The organism is Anaerovibrio lipolyticus (genome assembly GCF_021531495.1).
Lineage (GTDB): Bacteria > Bacillota > Negativicutes > Selenomonadales > Selenomonadaceae > Anaerovibrio.
Genome location: NZ_JADYTY010000001.1, coordinates 83,798 through 100,671, shown reverse-complemented (window position 1 = coordinate 100,671; position 16,874 = coordinate 83,798). Strand labels below are relative to the sequence as shown.

12 protein-coding genes are annotated in these 16,874 nt (G+C 40.4%); 1 reads left to right on the top strand and 11 read right to left on the bottom strand.

Translation table 11 applies throughout. The features are described 5' to 3' along the window. Window positions 1-17: 17 nt before the first annotated feature. The 7 genes from I6E26_RS00445 to I6E26_RS00415 form a co-directional block, all read right to left on the bottom strand. On the bottom strand, window positions 18-665 hold the full coding sequence (locus I6E26_RS00445) for a hypothetical protein (protein ID WP_235319851.1): 648 nt from the start codon (window positions 663-665) through the stop codon (window positions 18-20). After that, the gene (locus I6E26_RS00440) at window positions 658-1,962 is read right to left on the bottom strand and encodes a hypothetical protein (protein ID WP_235319850.1); all 1,305 of its coding nucleotides are present in this window, start codon (window positions 1,960-1,962) and stop codon (window positions 658-660) included. Before I6E26_RS00440 ends, I6E26_RS00445 begins: the two co-directional genes overlap by 8 nt. Before the next feature lie 14 nt (window positions 1,963-1,976). After that, window positions 1,977-2,921: a phage baseplate assembly protein V gene (locus tag I6E26_RS00435; protein WP_235319849.1), complete on the bottom strand. Its 945-nt coding sequence runs from the start codon at window positions 2,919-2,921 to the stop codon at window positions 1,977-1,979. Window positions 2,922-3,429: 508 nt separating this feature from the next. Then, window positions 3,430-3,852, bottom strand: coding sequence for a hypothetical protein (locus tag I6E26_RS00430; RefSeq protein WP_235319848.1), 423 nt, complete (start codon window positions 3,850-3,852; stop codon window positions 3,430-3,432). A gap of 18 nt (window positions 3,853-3,870) precedes the next feature. Further along, complete coding sequence (locus I6E26_RS00425; RefSeq protein WP_235319847.1) at window positions 3,871-6,102, bottom strand: hypothetical protein; 2,232 nt, start codon at window positions 6,100-6,102, stop codon at window positions 3,871-3,873. A gap of 4 nt (window positions 6,103-6,106) precedes the next feature. Continuing rightward, complete coding sequence (locus I6E26_RS00420; RefSeq protein WP_235319846.1) at window positions 6,107-6,658, bottom strand: hypothetical protein; 552 nt, start codon at window positions 6,656-6,658, stop codon at window positions 6,107-6,109. Then, window positions 6,651-8,432, bottom strand: coding sequence for an AHH domain-containing protein (locus tag I6E26_RS00415; protein ID WP_235319845.1), 1,782 nt, complete (start codon window positions 8,430-8,432; stop codon window positions 6,651-6,653). The genes I6E26_RS00420 and I6E26_RS00415 overlap by 8 nt, the downstream gene beginning before the upstream one ends. Before the next feature lie 1,606 nt (window positions 8,433-10,038). Here I6E26_RS00415 and I6E26_RS00410 point away from each other — a divergent pair. Continuing rightward, window positions 10,039-10,320 carry a hypothetical protein gene (locus I6E26_RS00410; protein ID WP_235319844.1) on the top strand — a complete coding sequence of 94 codons (282 nt, stop codon included), beginning with the start codon at window positions 10,039-10,041 and terminating at the stop codon, window positions 10,318-10,320. 232 nt (window positions 10,321-10,552) lie between these two features. On the opposite strand, the gene I6E26_RS00405 is transcribed toward I6E26_RS00410, so the two are convergent. Genes I6E26_RS00405 through I6E26_RS00390 form a run of 4 tightly spaced genes read right to left on the bottom strand, consistent with a single transcriptional unit; the run spans window position 10,553 to window position 16,824 of the window. Continuing rightward, window positions 10,553-11,545, bottom strand: a complete 993-nt coding sequence (locus tag I6E26_RS00405; protein WP_235319843.1) for a helix-turn-helix transcriptional regulator — start codon at window positions 11,543-11,545, stop codon at window positions 10,553-10,555. 53 nt (window positions 11,546-11,598) lie between these two features. Then, the gene (locus I6E26_RS00400; protein WP_235319842.1) at window positions 11,599-14,508 is read right to left on the bottom strand and encodes an Hsp70 family protein; all 2,910 of its coding nucleotides are present in this window, start codon (window positions 14,506-14,508) and stop codon (window positions 11,599-11,601) included. Next, window positions 14,495-15,616: a hypothetical protein gene (locus tag I6E26_RS00395; RefSeq protein ID WP_235319841.1), complete on the bottom strand. Its 1,122-nt coding sequence runs from the start codon at window positions 15,614-15,616 to the stop codon at window positions 14,495-14,497. The genes I6E26_RS00400 and I6E26_RS00395 overlap by 14 nt, the downstream gene beginning before the upstream one ends. A gap of 44 nt (window positions 15,617-15,660) precedes the next feature. Continuing rightward, window positions 15,661-16,824, bottom strand: coding sequence for an MBL fold metallo-hydrolase (locus I6E26_RS00390; protein ID WP_235319840.1), 1,164 nt, complete (start codon window positions 16,822-16,824; stop codon window positions 15,661-15,663). Between the last annotated feature and the right edge of the window lie 50 nt (window positions 16,825-16,874).

Below are 16,874 nucleotides of genomic sequence, written 5' to 3'. Positions count from 1 at the left end.
TAATGCCTCACTCTTATTCAATAGATAACCATATTGTCCATATGCATTGTCTGTTCTTCACCAATGATACCAAAAGGCCATTTCCAAAACAGGCACGTATCCCAAAGCAAATCAAGAAACAAAAATTGCAATAGCTTTGCCGTTCTCTCTTTGGCATCGCTTTCCTCTTCTGGAATATAGGCTAGTACCTGCTGTTCTGCTTCATGAATATAGACTTTGGCCCCTGGAAAAAAATGCTGCAGCAGAATCCGATACATATGATACAGGGGAATTTCTTCGTACCGTGACTGTTCCATACCACGTAGTAACGCATATTGATCCCTTGGCCTCAAGCTTGCATACCATTCCTTTACCTGAGTTCCATATAAGCCCTGCTGTATATCATGATGCATATCCAAGAGCCGCAGAGCTAGCAAGTTCATACCGCTTAAACGATCCATCTTAGCAATGTAATGAAACAATGCATTTTCAATCACTGGTTTTTCTTCGTCCGAAAAACCACTATCTTCCTGACAAAGGGGCAAAAACAACTGGGGAAAACGCACTAACGGGTTGACCTTTACAGTCCTGGAGGACTTGCAACAGACTTCAATGAAAGGCGAGACGGGATTTGTATCCACAATATATTCTTTTTCTGCATCAAAATCCTGCCAAACCTTACTCATCTGCTATCACTCCCCTCCATTTAAAATCTGGAAATCGGTAGTTCAAATCAGCCAATACATAACGGGCGTAATCAGTTAAGAAATAATCATAGTCATGATTTGAATGAGCACCCCATTTTAAATAAAAACGAATGAAACATTCTGGCAGATGGCGGACACGTTCCCGTTGATAAATCAGGCTTTCCCTATCCAGCTTGCCGCCATATACATCCTCACCAACATAAGGAGCAATCAACTTGGTATGCTCTGGTCTTTTTAGGGATATATCTTCATCAATTGATACTCCTGGCAAGGCACCGTTATAACGCTGCAAGGTGCTAAGGATATCGCCTTTTGTACAAAGGCGCCTGCTTTCACCAAAGCGAGGCAGTTCATAGACATTGGCAAAACAAAGTGTGGGATATGTACTAGCCACTGGTTGTTCTATCTCTTGAATATCCAGCCGCCAAGCCTCATGGGAAGCATCTCCATAGAGCTTGATAACCTGGCTGCTTTTTTCAAAAACAGCCGTGGAGGCTGTACTTGTCAATTCATTTAGTATGATAAAGGTACGATCACTAACGTTAGAAAAACGAATACCATCACAAGTAGCTCCCGTAACCGGATCAGGCCAAATGCTGGCACTACCGTCTTTTTCTCTTTCCAGTGCCACATTCCACATCAATTCCAAGCCTTCCAGAATTTTATTTGCTAAGCCATTTTCCTGCCAGCGGAAATCATATGTGCCGGCAAAAAATTCAGCCGCCGTCATAGGCAGAATATCATCTTGCAACTGAATAGATACAAGCCGCCTTGACCAAGGAGAAAATAAAACCGGCCTTTGAATCCGATACAATCTGGCCGCCTCATAAAGCTTCTTTTCCGCACCCATCAATTCATGGGAAGGCCTCAGCTTATAATGAAAAGGCTGTACCTTTCCTTCATAGTCGGTAAAATACCCTTCATAAAGTTGATTAGCATTGATTTCATCCTGCCAGGATTCGTATGTCCCATTCCAGAAATATTCTCGATGTCCTCTTTCTTCCAGCGAATCCTCACCATCTAGCAAATTCCATTCTTGATGAAAAATGGCAGATATATCTTCATTCATTGGCACATAGCCCCGAGTCTTACACCGCTCTACCTCATCTTTTGGCACCAGTAGGGTTTTAATTTCCCAAAGCTTTGTCCAGGCCTCCGGCTTCAACTGTAACTGTCCTGTTACAGTTTTCTCCATTTGTTTTACTGCTTCCTCTTGTGCCATTCTCAGCGGTTCCAAAGCACACTTAAGATACTGTTTTAATTCATCTCGTTCCATATTCACCCTTCTCCTTATCCCATCTTGATGTGATTTCCCTTGAGATGTACATCTTTACCGCTGTCAAATTTAATATCTCCGCTTCCCTTGGCATTTATTTCTTTAGCTGACAGTGCTAAACTGCCATTGGACTGCAAGTTAAAATCCCCTGTAATCTTTAACGCGGTTTTCCCACCTTGCACTTGCAGCTGCAGGCCTTCCTTATCCAGCTGCAGCTGGGTATTTCCTACCATGATTTCCACCTTTTCATCATCCATGACAATTTTATTAGGGCCAGATAATAATTCCAGCGACTTTTCTTTCCAAATAATACGCCTTTGAAAATTATTGCCAATATATTTATCTTTTACCTTCTGCCCTTCCTCAGCAAGAGGTCGACTGCGCCAGGCTGTCATGGCATAGGCCTGTCCATGTAACAGAGTAACCTCCACCATATCTCCTTTATCAGGTAAAAAGACAATACCATTTTGGGTACCTGTATAAGGACTGCGATACTGTAACCAGCAAGGCTTCTTTTCATCAATATCTGCATATTCTGGTTGATTACCCATAAAATGAACTTGTATCCTCCCTAGATGCGCCGGATCCTCTACATTGGTAACAATTGCTAATAAACGCAAAGGAGCCTGCCAGGAAAAGTCCAGCTTGCCCTCATCAGCTGTCTCTTTGACAATTTTCTTCAACTTGGCTCGATAAATATCCCGTCCCTGTTCATAAGAGGCACTACAGGCCATTACCAAATAATTCCCTTCCACTATACCTGGAAAGGTCAGGACATAGCCCAGTTCTACATAACGATTTAGCGTAACTTCACAGGTGGAGGCAGAAAAGTCACAGTGAGTATGGAACTGATATACTTGAGCTTCCGTAATTGGCAAAATATGATTTGAAGTATTGTTGTCCAACTTCAAGGTCAAATCCGTATTCCGATCCCGAACCCATAAAGGGATATGCAGCACTTTGCTCCATCCCTTCAAAAAAGAGAAATTAGTCTCTTTATTTTGCACAACAATTTCTTTACATGGGCGCTGTAAAATAGATTTTGCCACTTCAAGGGACACCGCCCCCCGCCCCATGTCCTGGGATAATTTCAAGCGGTCTGCTGACAAAATATCCTTTAGCTTTTTATTTTCATCTTGAAAAATGCGTGTTTGCTCATGTAAATCTAATAAAAGGGAATAAGAAGAGGCGTAGACGCAGATTTTGGTGGCAGAAAAATCCTGTTTGAGTGTAACAGAAGTAATAAGACCACAAAAAACGCAATCTCCTTTTTCTCCTGAGCCCTCTGTTAAATAGACTTTGATGGGTTTGTGTACTTGATGCAAATATGCATTTCCTTTTTCCTCGGGAACCAGTGCCTCCAAGAAAAAACAGCTATGCTCCCCTTCTTTTTTTTGCAACTGGCAGGCGCATATCCGCAATAACCCTGCTATCCCCTCAATCTGCATCTACACTTCATCTCCCTACTTAATACGTTTTAATATCATCAAGATGATCTTCTTTTTGCCGCAATGTCAAAGTATATTGAGAATCTGTACCAGCCTCGGTTAAGTATTCCTCATAATTCAGGACAAACATCTCGCTAAATTCATAAGACCGTCTTATTTCATCTGTCCCTTTTGTATATTCGACGACTAATTTGCGATAGACTTCATCTGACTTGAAGCTCTTACTCCAATTGAATACTTTCTTCAATTCACTTATATCTGTGCCTTTGATTTTACCTGTAATGATCACCGTAGCAATAACAGCCTTAGATTTATCCCGGACTTTTTCATAATCCAAAGTATCAAACTTAATCTTCGTATTCGTACTGGTTAAGACAATTTTTTCTCCCTTAACTGATGTAATTGTAATTCCACTCTGACCATTTTTCATTTCACTTGCCATAAATATCGCTCCTTCGCATTAATTATTACTACCAGCATCATCGCTGACGATATCAATGTTATCCAACGCTTCATCGCCGCCCTTAAAGCTAATCTTCAACTTATCCCGCTTGTCATCCTGCCAAGCAACGTCTTCGCCTTGCAAAAGTACCAGGTTGATTTTCTCTTCACCTTCGTATTTTTCTGCTGTTCTTCTCCAGACAGACACCAAATTATGGAGCAATTCTTTTTCAATCTGGGAGCGTTTCCGCTGCAAAAGTTCAACAAGCTGGAAAATGAAATCTTCCATCATAACTCTGTAAATTGGTTTATACTGCTTATTTTCCATCTGATTCATGGTGCGGGCCGTTAATATGTAGGTATTGGCAGCTTTTCCAAAGGTTTCATTGCCACAGAAAGCAAAGCCAAACATATCCGATTGAATTTTCTGTACCACAGAACGACTCCAATTCATCACATTTTCCCGATTGAACTTCGTCGTAAAATTCTCCTGCAGCAAAGCATCTTCTAAATTGATACGGACAGGATTCATATTATCTTCATCCGTAATAAGATAATTCCCCAGTCCTCTGCTCTTTAGAGTCGACAGCTGTTGACTGCCCACTAATAAGCCGGCTGCTGGATAAGCGGCATCAATGTGAATACCTGGAACCTTGATTTTTTGCGCATCGCCTTCATCAGTAATCGCAACTCTTCTTTCCCTCATTAAGGTAAAGTTAGGATAAGCATAAACTGCATGAGGATAATCTATCCTATAATCCTGCAATTTCTGCTCAACCTCCCCAATCGTTTCATCTGTAATATCGGCAAAGGTATTGCCTTTAAAGGTGTCAAAGTTGAAAACTGTTAAAATATGTCCCTGATTTAAAATCTTCAGGAGGCTCTTAGCTGCGGTTATGGTCAAGGCATCACCAGTTCGTACCGTATCTGCATCCGCTTCTTTATTCGTCCGCTTATGAGCTTTCAACATATCATCCGTATCATTTGCAGACTTTTGGGCAGTCGATGTGCTATTCAGGTACTTCACTGAAGGCAGGATGGCAAACCAGCATTTATCATCTCCCTGACTCTTGCCAATGTTATCGATATAGGCTTCAAACTTTGCCTTCAATCCTGCATCTACCAAATCGGCAGGCTTGCAGTTGGCAACAATCAAGCCCGTTGGCAGCTCCAGCTTGGCATCATCACCGTTTTTCGCCGTTGCATGGTCAAAGAAGATTTTAACACCAATAACTTTTTCAATTACTTTCGAAAGTTCCTGGAAAAAAGCTTCCTTCGCATCGGTATAATATTTTTCATATTCATTTTTCTTATTTTTCAAGACAACTATATCATGTTCGATTTCTTCCAATGTCAAAGGCTGGTCATTTGCACTCTGAATAGTACCACCGGGAGCATAAATAGAAACCATCATATTTTTGATAAAAGTACCGCTTTCATCTTCTGGACTAGCACTTTCATAATTTTCTTCAAAATCAGCTTCGATCATCATCTTCATGCTGTCTGCAACATTGTGACTTCTATTTTCTTGTCTGTCGTCCTTTGGCGGTTCTACAAGGGTGCAGACATTGCCCTCTGCATCAAATGAAAATTGCCCTGAGGTCAATTCACACACACTTCCACTTGGAAGAGCCTTTATAGCTTCTTTGCTCTTATTCAACGCGTTTATTTTCAGAATGGTGTCATTAATGGCCAAAGGCAGCAGTGCAACTTTAGAATCCTTGTATTTATCAATGATTCGATCCCGGCACTCAAAAATCTTAGCCTGATGTTCTGCTGTATTTTCCCCCGCCTCTCTAGCTTTGTAATATTCTTTGGTAACATATTCGAAGTTTAAGCGAAGCCGTTTAGCTTCCTTCACTTCTGCCTGAGGGGACAACATATTCAATAATTCCGTATCATCAAATTCTGAATTTGCCTGACCACTGCTGCCTTTCTGATCATACATATTGACTAACATTTGATAGTACGTATTATCAGTAATGCTTTTGGGCACACCATTATACTTTCTTGCTACATCGGCATCAGTCGTATAATAAAATTTTCCATCAGCAAAATATTCCCACATTTCTGGAGAAAATTTTGCCAAAAATTCTTTAAAACTGCTAACCCCCAAGGTATCTCTAACGTTTGCAATGAAACCAGATTCATTTACGTTTTTTTGCGTATCCAGCATGGTGCGCAGATTTTCTTTGGCGCTGTTAAATTCTTCAAATAAAATAGCTTGCGAAGTTTGTTTAATTTGATTCATTATCTCATCCCTCCAATGGGTAAAAAAATACATTCTCTAATTGAGCTTCCTCGATAATTGCTTTTAAGTCCGCCGTAATAATAATATCACGGTTGACCACCTCCTCGATACAGAAAATTTTATAATTTCCCACCTTACTGGGATTAATAACTATTTTTTCTGCTTTGGGCAAAGTGGCTTCTGGTTCTACAAAGGTGCTTTGACTCCGATTTAAACAGCGAATACGGGGTGGTAAAGCCAGCCAATACCGTTCCTGAGTCCCTATAGTCTTGTCCGTAAGCATAACGACTTTATAAAATAGATTATCGACACCAGCTCCGTCCAAGACCTTTTTAAATTCATCACTAATTAGAGGAATCTGAAAACGGCATAGAAAATCAGGAAACTCCAGGCCACTGTCCTCAGATAGATCCGCCTGCAGGGGTTCACGTGTAAGAAACTGAAATTCTGAACGCTCACAGCCCCTTGTCAATTCCTTTATTTCTTCACCAGGCACGGCATATTCTTCAGCCTGCCCGGCAGTCATACGGTAAAATCTAGTTTGCTTTTCATCCATTTCCTTTGCTCCATTCTTCTATGCGTTGGTGAATCATAGCAATCGGTGCAACATAGTGGGGAAAATGCTCATCCCGCAGCCAGACACGCAGCATGGTCTGTCGCCGCTCTGAGGCAAGCAAGGCTTCATCCAAAGCTACTTCTTCTAGGGTTTCAGCCTGTACCACACGGGTAAAGGGAGGAATGAATGGCAGCCGCAGTGATAAATCTACATCCGCAAAAAGGAAATGGCCGATATTCTCACAAAACACTATACATTCGCACTGATTTTTCAGGGAAGCCTTTGTCATTGCCAAGGGTTCTAAAACAAATTCCGCTGTCTCGCCCCCACCCCCAACCGGCTTAAGCAATAGGCGGTCCAAGCCATCTTCATTTGCCTTATTTCCTGCTAAAGGCCAGGAAACACGATATTTTCGCAAAACCAAGGTATCATCAGCTTTGCGCCTAACAATTATCATTTTACCTGTCTTGGGCAGAGTAAAGGCATAGCGATAGGCTTCTTTCGACACATAATAGGGATAACTATCACTGGCATGTTTTTGAAAAGCGCCCAGTTTCTGCCGTATCCGCTGGGAAATACGATTCATCCCACGAAAAAAACTTTGTTTCAACACTTTCTGTGCCTTGGCATCCTCACCACACCAGCAACGCTGTTCCTGTCTAAGCTGTGCCATAAAATCGGCAACCTCTTCCTGCAATAGTTCCGCATATGAGCGAATTTCAGCATTGGTAAGGCGACAATTTTTTTCTATATTCTTCCTCAGCAAGGGCAGTTCATCTTTAGAAAAACTATACTGATGACCTCCGACATGCCACTGCAGCTTCGACAGACTCATAACATCATAGGCACTAATATTACGCTGCTCTTTGCAGATAGCTCCATAGCCTTCATCCTTAGAGGCCAAATAAATACAGTTTTTAGCATTATTAATATCGTAGCACAAGAAATCAGCCAAGCGAACCAGTTCCGTCAATTGTTTGAACACCTGGTTTCCGGAAATAATATGATGTGCAGCATAGGACCAATAACGTGTTCCATATTTTTCTCGCAGGGCATAATATTGGTCATCAATGTCATCCCGATGGGATTCATCTTTCGTAGCCATAGCATAATTCTCTGCCAAAATCTTTGACTGATTGTCTACCGCTACCTGGCTATCTTGTCTTGTCTGATGGTCAGTAAAATAGCCACATTTCTCACGCTGTTCTCTGGAACACTCTCCTGAACAAAGCATTTCCGCCAGGATGGAGTTATCGTCCTTAGGCTTTTTAGACATCTTAGGCTTATCAGGCTTCTTAGACATATCAGGCTTTTCAGGATGCTTAGACATATCAGGCTTTTCAGGATGCTTAGACATATCAGGCTTTTCAGGATGCTTAGGCTCTTGTATATTTGTTTTCATTGCCATTGCCGCCACAACAGCCGCTCCTGTTGTCACCTGTGATTGACAATGGAAAACCTTAATTTTGCCTCCGAATTGACATTGATTAAAAGATTTTTCTGTCAAAACCGCCTTGCCTTCCAGAGTACATACCTGGGAAGCACTGCGCCAGCCTAATAAACTACAAGTACATGGCTGGGGAGCCCCGCCAACGGCTTTCATAGGACTATTACAAAGCGTTCCAGCATTAGGTCCTCCAGAAGCTGAAATCGTCAACAGATTTCCCGCTAAACTGACGGACGCCTTCTTATTCCCTGAACAAGTAAAAGGAAGCTGTCCCACATTCATATTACATTGAAACAAAGTTTTATCTGTCAGATATTTTTCGCCCATAAACCAAACCCCGATTTACTCAGCAGCGTCTATATTACCTTAGCTGTTTATATACATATATTACCACCCCATCAGGACAATATATGTACTTCTAAGAATATTTCTGTATTTTTATTACATGAAAAATACAAAAATACTGTTTGCAATTATTGTTGATAATTTTAAATTGATTATATGTCAGAACAGTATAAAAATCAATTGCTCCCATATATTGCCCGCAAACAAAAACTTTACCTTTACAATGTTCGACATATTTTTTATATTTCCTGCCAGAAACATTTTTTAGGAGAGATTTTTTTAGAAATGGTAAAAACAGTAACATTCCGAAATCCGCTTGGTTCCCTCCACGGTAATTTTAACAATTTTGACACAAATGGCGTTATGCCAGCAGGTAAATTTGAAAAATTCCTGCTATCTTTAACAATCTCCCTCCATATTCTCCCCGCAGTACCGTTCCTGTTTTGGGTGCTCAAACAGGTACAGTAGCTCCTAACACCGTTCCTGTTTTGGGTACTCAAACAGGTACAGTAACTCCTAACACCGTTCCTGTTTCGGGTACTCAAACAGGTACAATAACTCCTAACACCGTTCCTGTTTCGGGTGCCCAAACAGGTACAGTAAACTCCCCTACTGCCGACACTGTTCCTGTTACCGTTCCTGTTATCGTTCCTGTTATCGTTCCTGTTTTGGGTACCAAAACAGGAACGGTGGATGCCTCTAATCCCTTGTGCCACAAGGCCTCCCCATCGCCTAATATAGACAAAGACAAATATTTTCATTCTGTTAACTCTTCTCAGTATGATAGTATACGTACTGATAGCTCTTCTAAGAATGGCAGTATACATAATTCTACAGACTACCGTATCTTCTAAAGGTGCAATCTACGGAACGCTGCAGCAATACTATTCCGCTTTATGTTCCGTCTACCGCACCTTATAAAGGTGCAACCCACGGAACACTGCAAAAATAGTGTTCCGCTTTGTGTTCCGTCTACCGCACCTTATACCGCACCTCTAAAAGACTCAGAGAAGGTGCAGTGACACCCTCTTATCCCTTGTGTCGCAAGGCTTCCCAACGCCCTAATATAAAGAAAAAGATAAAAAAAGATTTCCGTTTTGCTAGTTTAACCTAGTTCGATAGTATACATTCTGATAGCTAACCTTAGTATGAAAGTATACATAATTATGGTGATATTATTTTTATCCCCATTGGTTTGCTGAGATAGGATATGTTTTTTTATTTCGCTTATCTGGCTTAAACTTCTTAATTTTTTAAGTTTACCCCTGGTGATTTTCATTTTGTTTTATTATATAATCGCTTTATCAAGATGATTGCCAAAATTTATACGGAAGCTGCTAAAACAAGCCAGTTAATAAGTTTGTCGTCCAGAATATACAGTTTTCTTACAAGATTTCTCGTTGCCTATAATATTTTCCTGTGCTATAATTAAATCAGAAACATATTTTCTTTTGATGTTTTTAAATCCAGTAGACCTCTCTATCACATAGATAGAGTTATCAGAGAAACTGGCAAAGCTGTTGACAACAGCTTTGAGGAAGTCTATGTAAATGCCGAAATTGACGATGATTCTGATGTTGCCAGACTTATGAATGTATTTAATACCGATACAGCTTATGATGATGTAAAATTCCCAGTGACATCAGCATATAAGCGCAGATACAAAACCACAGAGGAAGGTGTGAGAGAAATGTGCGAAGTTATTGAACGCAACAGAGCCGAGGGACGTGCTGAAGGACTGATTGAGGGCAAAGCTGAATTAATTACCAATATGCTTAAGAATCAAATGAAGCCTGAACAGATTGCCAAAATCGCCAATATGACTGTGGAGCAGATTATCTCCATTGGTAAAAAAGCAGCTGTCCTATAGCAATAACAAATGTATATAGAAAATATGTAAAAAAACATGATGCTTAGTCACTTTTACCATTGTGACTGGCATCATGTTTTTTCTTTTAAACGGAGCTTTCACTTAATCTTGCATATTTTACTGGCTGTAGACTTCCTCGGTAAATAACTATCTAAAGTATATAAACAACATTTGCAAAAAAACTGCTACCAAGCATTGCTCAGTAGCAGTTCTTATGTGCGATTGGTATATTTTATTTTTCTAAATAATGATTCATCATTTTTTCAATACTTTCCCGCATGGATTCTCTAAACCAGGCTGGCTCTAATATTTCCACATATTCAGCCTGTGTCAGGAACCACATCTTTGCCCCCCTCTCATATACCTTGGCTTGAATTACAGTACCTTCCTCATCCTTGGAGATAACCTCCGCATTAGGCAGTCTATCCAAAACTGCTTCCAAGGATATGCCGGTATATTTGAATTTTACATCCATTAAGGTTCCCATGCTCATGAATTGAATTTCCTGTCGAAATATCCCCTCCTGAAATCTGCTATTGTATTCGATTCGAAACTTCTTGTCCAATACCTCGCATTCCCCGAATCTATCTACCCGAAAAGTAATAACCTCATCATTGGCATCTCCTACCACTTTGGCCAGCAGATAAAAATACATCTCGGAAAACATAATCCCCAAAGGCATCAGCTCCACAGGCTCATATTCCTTATTCCTGATTCTTTTGTAGGTTGCCCGCAGACATTTTTGCCTTTGCTTGGCATCCATCATCTTCCAAAGCATATCTCCCATTGGTTTGGCATTTTGTGTTGCCTTATAATAGAACATTTCATTTTGAATTAACTGCCTTATTTTCTTCTCGGATGTTTTGCTGCATTGCAAAAGTATTTTTTCCAGCAGTCTCTGTAATTCGTCCTTAGTCAGGCCTCTGCTTTCCAATAATATAACAGCAATTAACAAAATTTCCTTTTCATCCAGCATAATATTACTGCGATTGCGCCAGAAATAAGATTTTTGGATTCTGCTGTATTCTATGTTTTCCCCCTCAGCCTGATCATAATTATCAGCAATATATGTCCTTAGTTCCTCAATATCCCGCTGCACACTTTTAGCCGTAATGCCGAATCTATCCTGCAATTCTCGCGAATTAAGTCCAGCCCCTCTTTGCAGCATATCAAACATTTTTAGCAATCTGATACTTCTGTCGGTTTTTTCCCTCATATTATCCATGTATTCTACCAATCCTCTAAAATGTTTTAAATTGACAAATAGTTCCTGACCTTTCAATCAGCAATTTCCAATTTCTTCAACAGGAACTGTTCCTCTAGCTGATTCAGCTGTTCCCCCCCAATCAATTTCAAAGCTATATCTGCGCATTTTCTAGCTATCTCTGCATCCTGCATATACACATATCTTTCAATATGAGTAAGAACATTTTCTGCTTCCTCCATGTTGGCAACGGTAATTTTATTGTCCCGTCTCTGGTCGCAAACCAAACCTAAAGCGATGATGCAGCAAAAAGTTTCAGTGTTGCTAATATCACTTGCTTGTAAGGCCTTTAACAGCCAACTTGCGGCAGAATTTCTCAACTTTTCTTCATTTTTATCATAACAGCTATAATCCCTAAAGGCCAAACCTACTGCGTGGGCGCTATTTTGGACATTCCGCTTGCCATGCCCCTTTAGGAGAATATCACAATCTCTGGCAAGCTGGTCTACAAGCCATGGTATGTCCACATGAGCCATGCCATAGGCATATAAGCAGGAATTTACATACCCCGGCTTGTTGCGCAATGACTTCAATCTACTTATTTGATTGGCTGTTCCACAAACAGCTAGGGCATAGATGGCCTGTACCTTAGTACTTATAATCTCTCCGCCCCGTGACAAGCCCAAATTCAAGCCTTCCACATCTGCTACCAAAACTTCAAGAGCAGCATCAGACAAACGATTTTTCTCCCTATCTGTCCAATACACACTTAATTTTCTTCCAATGGTAAACAAACGACAACGATATTCCTCACAGCTATTGTAATCATAAATGCCTTTAATAATTGGATCAGCAAAATCTTCCGGATTACTGCAGTTGACAATCTGGGTTGCCAGCTGTCTGGCAATCGCAGATTTCTCCTTCTGACTGTCTCTAGACCATCTCTGCTTTTTCTTTTGCATAAGTACATTACGCAGAGAATTCAAGGCAGATACAGGATGCATTTTGTTGCCTGACTCCTGTACCAGCTTTTTCTTTTGGCGCAGCTTTTCATTATCTGAAATCTCTATTTTGCAAATACCATTTTCTATTACACACTCTCCATCAGGTTTTCCACAAGTCCATGCCTGTAGGGTAATAATCTTACTGCTGCTTACATCTACCTTGAGAACCACATAGGAACCATTAGGATATTTTTGTGAGAAATTGATTTGCCCACTGGCAATAGTTCTAAAGGTTTTTCCATCAATATTCCTTATTTGAATAGGAACATCTATCCTCCCGCCTTTTGCACATGGCTGAAGCTGAAATCCCGTCAGCAAGCTAGAGCTATAGGGAAGCTCCGTTCCTGCAGCAATGATTTCATCTCTGGTATTATTGCTCATGCCTAGGTAGAGGCTTTCGTTGATAATATTCCGGCCCCATTCTACCCGTTGCGGTACAGGCTTTTGTTCTGGTAGATTTCGTCTAATGCCATAGGATGTCCCTGCTGATTGCTGTGGCTTGGCAGCTTCCTTTGCCGAGGCTGGAAGTGACTCACTGCTATCAACCCCTACAGTACGCATATCATCACTAATAGCGTACCGAGTTTTCTTCAAATAATAGTGATATACCGCAGCACCTCTGGCCACTGCCAAATCAGGATCCATCGCCTCTATGGGCGGAAAACCAAATAACTCCTTTAGTCTATCCTTTACCATATAAAATTTGGACATACCACCATTAAGAATAACACCATCTACCTGAACCTCATCTGTGCCCAGTTTTTTAGACGCCTTATGCAATACATCCAAAATTGGATAAACAATATTATTGGTATTTTCCAAAACACCAATATTTTCAATATTCTTGTAATCCTTTAGGGAAAGATTTTCTCCCATAAATGGTCTGAAAACAGTTTCCAAATCTTCCTGGGTGAAATGATCATCATAGCTATAGCCAGTGCTGCCTACATTACCACCTACATCAAAGCCGTCCTGACCTTCATCATCCCATCCCCAGCCATCATTATCGGAACTGCCTATGCCGCCATTTTCGACGGATGTGCTCAAATCAAGCTTCAAATTCTCAGCGTATACCAAAAGCTGAGACATAATAGCTTTTTTATCCTTTTTTAGTTTACGCACAATATCCTCTTTATTTGCATATTGCAATAAAAAATTATCGTACATTTTTTCTGCCAGAGCTTGATCAAAATTATCGCCTCCCAACAGTGTATAACGATTAATGGCAATATCATCAACCTTGATAATTTCTGGATTATCTTCACGCCTTCTAACCTCGTGAAGAGTAATATCCAAGGTGCCTCCACCCAAATCAAAAACCATTACATTCTTTTTTGTGCTAAGATCCAAAATATAATTTGAAATCTCGCCGTTAGCTGCCTTATTGATAAAATCATATAAAACCGCCTTAGGTTCCTCCAAAATAATAGGACGTTCTGTGCCATCATCATTTACCACCTTGATTCCTGCTAAAGCTGCGGCATCTCTAGTTGCCTTCACCATAATAGAATCAAAGTTTGCAGGAACTGTTATTACTGCATCCTGTATCTGATGATGGAAAATTCCACTTGCTTCCTTCAGCATATGCTGCAGGATTCGCGCCGAAATTTCTGCTGGTGTCTTATCTGGCAGTTCATCAGCATAGCCTAGATGGGAAATATCCTTCTCTCCCATATGACTTTTAATAGATTTGACTGTCAGATGAGGACGTACCGCATATCTATCCTTAGCAAAATTCCCCACTACAGGGTAGTAGCCTTTGTCCTCATTGTAGTATATACAAGAAGGCAATGTTGATCTTTTCTCAAATTGGGGCTTTACCTGTCCATTACAGGTATAAACATCCACGGCTCGCTTCAAATCTACAACTGAACTTACCAAATCTCCATTAGGCTTCTGATTCACAGTAGCCAGAACAGAATTTGTCGTCCCCAAATCGATGCCAATACACAAATCAGTTATTTTTTCATTTGCCATCATCCACAACCTCCTGAATCTTTGGTCTTGCAATACGAATATCCTTATCCTTATATAACCAACCTGGCGATACTACCCTTACCAGTTTTTTATCTTCGCTACTGGTAAAGGCTGTCCCTGAATAATCGCAAAGCTCAGCCTCCTTGGCAGTCATCTCCTGAACTGAGTTCGGCTTCATAATAGGATTAATATGGTTATCCATTACAAACTGAGTCATTTTCTGTATCAAAATAAATAGTCCACTTATTTCTGGGGGCAGGACAAAATTTTCTTTTTTGAGCAATGCTACCCCCTTGCGCACCTGCAACAGTGAATCCAATATACAGCCGTATTTGTCGGAATTTAGTTTAGCAAAAAAGGCCGTCAATTCCTGCACCTTTGTTTCCTGCAGCTGTTCATCAAATTCATCTTGAATATCCTGAAGCATCATACGATTTCGTTCAGCCATTTCTTCCATCTGACTGAGCTTTGCCTCATAGCTATCCTGCCGTGAGTTACTCTTCCTTGCAGCTCCCCCCTTGCGATTAGAGCCAGCTTCTGCGCCAGACTTGCTAAAATGCTTGATTTCCGCATCACAATAACCTGCTAAAGCATCCGACATGTCGAAGAGCACATATTTGGCCACAGTATCCCGGAAGCTGTATACCACCTCTAAATTCTCCAGCCGATTCAACTCAGTACATGTATTAAATATTGCCAGAACCATCAGTCTAGGCACAGTGCGGTTTTTGCCCATAGCAAGGATTTTATCCCTTGCCTCTACAAATATGGCATAATTTTTTTCCTGTCCCTGCTCTATAGCCTCTTTAAATGCTGTAGCCACTTCATACACCAAAGGAATTATTTTATTTCTATCCGCTGGACTGTTTAATCTTGGATAGGTATAACGCAATACCTTTAGAACATCTTCCTCGCCAATATGAGTGAATAATTCCTTACTAAGCATATCGCTCCACATTCTTGGACCATCATCTGGGTGAGCCAGAACCGTAGCCAATATTTTGCTTTCCTCCACGAAATCATCGCCATTAACACGGCGTTTCTTCATCTCCAGACTATGGTGGATATGCTCCAGCAACTCCTTGAATTTCCTTTCACTTGCACAATTCATACTAAATTCCTCCATTTTGCATATGATTTTATATCTAAGTATACTCAAAAGAATGAATATAATTCCTGCTCCTCGGGAAATAAAAATTGGGTTCTGCATTCCGCATCATACATCAATCTTTGCTCCACTGTTTCTAGCTCACAATCACTATTATTAGGACTATGGACAATAACTGCCTGCTGGGGATTAATTTTTTTGATAAAATTCAGGGTGTTCTCAAAGGTATCATGCAATGAGTAATCTGCCTTTATGTATGAAAAATGATCCAAAAATCTAGGTTTTTTTCTAGCTGAAAGAACAATACATCTATCATACAAATTGCTATTTTCGCTGAGCCTGTAGTTGTTACGCTGCAGCATTTGCAGATTAAATGTCTCCATTTCACCAATCAAATTATAGATTCCTTCATCAATATATATTTTGATATCCTTGGAGACAAATTCATTTAGCATGGCTAATATTTCTATTCCCTTGCTAAGCTGAGGTGCCTGACAATAAATGTTTTCTCCACGCCATAGACTTTTTTGAATTTCCCCCTTGATAGCCTGAATAGCGTTTTGTATATTGCCACCACCACCTAAAGGATGCTTGGCGTGCAAGCCACATATGACCATCAAATCAATATTATCCCGTGGCCAATCACAACCGCCTGTCAGCAGACTTTCTTCTACGGCATAATCTCCTGTATAAAGAATGTTTTTGCCACCATAACGGAATAATGTCATCATTGCTCCTGGTATATGTCCAGCACTAAGGAATTCCACCTCATATTCCTTAAAGGGGATTTTTTGCGCATAATTGATGGAACAGCAACGATTCTCCAAAGCCTCCAAAATATATTGGACTACGTAGGGATTAAGATGCATCAGTCTTTGATAATTTTCCTCCGAGTACTGATATCTTAACAATCTCCTTGTTAATTCCGTCATATATATTTTCGTATTAGGCAGTTGATGCAACATCTCTGGCAAATAACCACTATGGTCTAAATGTGCGTGAGATATATAGATTTCGGATAGCTGGGATAAACTATATATGCCTGGCACCCCTAGCAAAGCATTCAGCACAGGATTTTGTTTAATCCCTGACGCGTAGCCAATACCACAATCTAATAAAATATGATTATTTCCCAAACCCATGTAATAGCAACTAGCTCCTACTCTTTGTCCACCCCCTAAGGCCATAAATTTAATCTGTTGGCTTTTCATTATCTCACCTTCTTGCTATCATATCATGTTAATTGTATTCGACATTTTTT

Bases quoted from the DNA above. Each gene is read 5' to 3' on its own strand.
- I6E26_RS00390 (WP_235319840.1), bottom strand. From the start codon at position 16,824: ATGAAAAGCCAACAGATTAAATTTATGGCCTTAGGGGGTGGACAAAGA.
- I6E26_RS00415 (WP_235319845.1), bottom strand. From the start codon at position 8,432: ATGGGCGAAAAATATCTGACAGATAAAACTTTGTTTCAATGTAATATG.
- I6E26_RS00430 (WP_235319848.1), bottom strand. From the start codon at position 3,852: ATGGCAAGTGAAATGAAAAATGGTCAGAGTGGAATTACAATTACATCA.
- I6E26_RS00395 (WP_235319841.1), bottom strand. From the start codon at position 15,616: ATGAATTGTGCAAGTGAAAGGAAATTCAAGGAGTTGCTGGAGCATATC.
- I6E26_RS00425 (WP_235319847.1), bottom strand. From the start codon at position 6,102: ATGAATCAAATTAAACAAACTTCGCAAGCTATTTTATTTGAAGAATTT.
- I6E26_RS00420 (WP_235319846.1), bottom strand. From the start codon at position 6,658: ATGGATGAAAAGCAAACTAGATTTTACCGTATGACTGCCGGGCAGGCT.
- I6E26_RS00440 (WP_235319850.1), bottom strand. From the start codon at position 1,962: ATGGAACGAGATGAATTAAAACAGTATCTTAAGTGTGCTTTGGAACCG.
- I6E26_RS00405 (WP_235319843.1), bottom strand. From the start codon at position 11,545: ATGGATAATATGAGGGAAAAAACCGACAGAAGTATCAGATTGCTAAAA.
- I6E26_RS00445 (WP_235319851.1), bottom strand. From the start codon at position 665: ATGAGTAAGGTTTGGCAGGATTTTGATGCAGAAAAAGAATATATTGTG.
- I6E26_RS00400 (WP_235319842.1), bottom strand. From the start codon at position 14,508: ATGATGGCAAATGAAAAAATAACTGATTTGTGTATTGGCATCGATTTG.
- I6E26_RS00410 (WP_235319844.1), top strand. From the start codon at position 10,039: ATGAATGTATTTAATACCGATACAGCTTATGATGATGTAAAATTCCCA.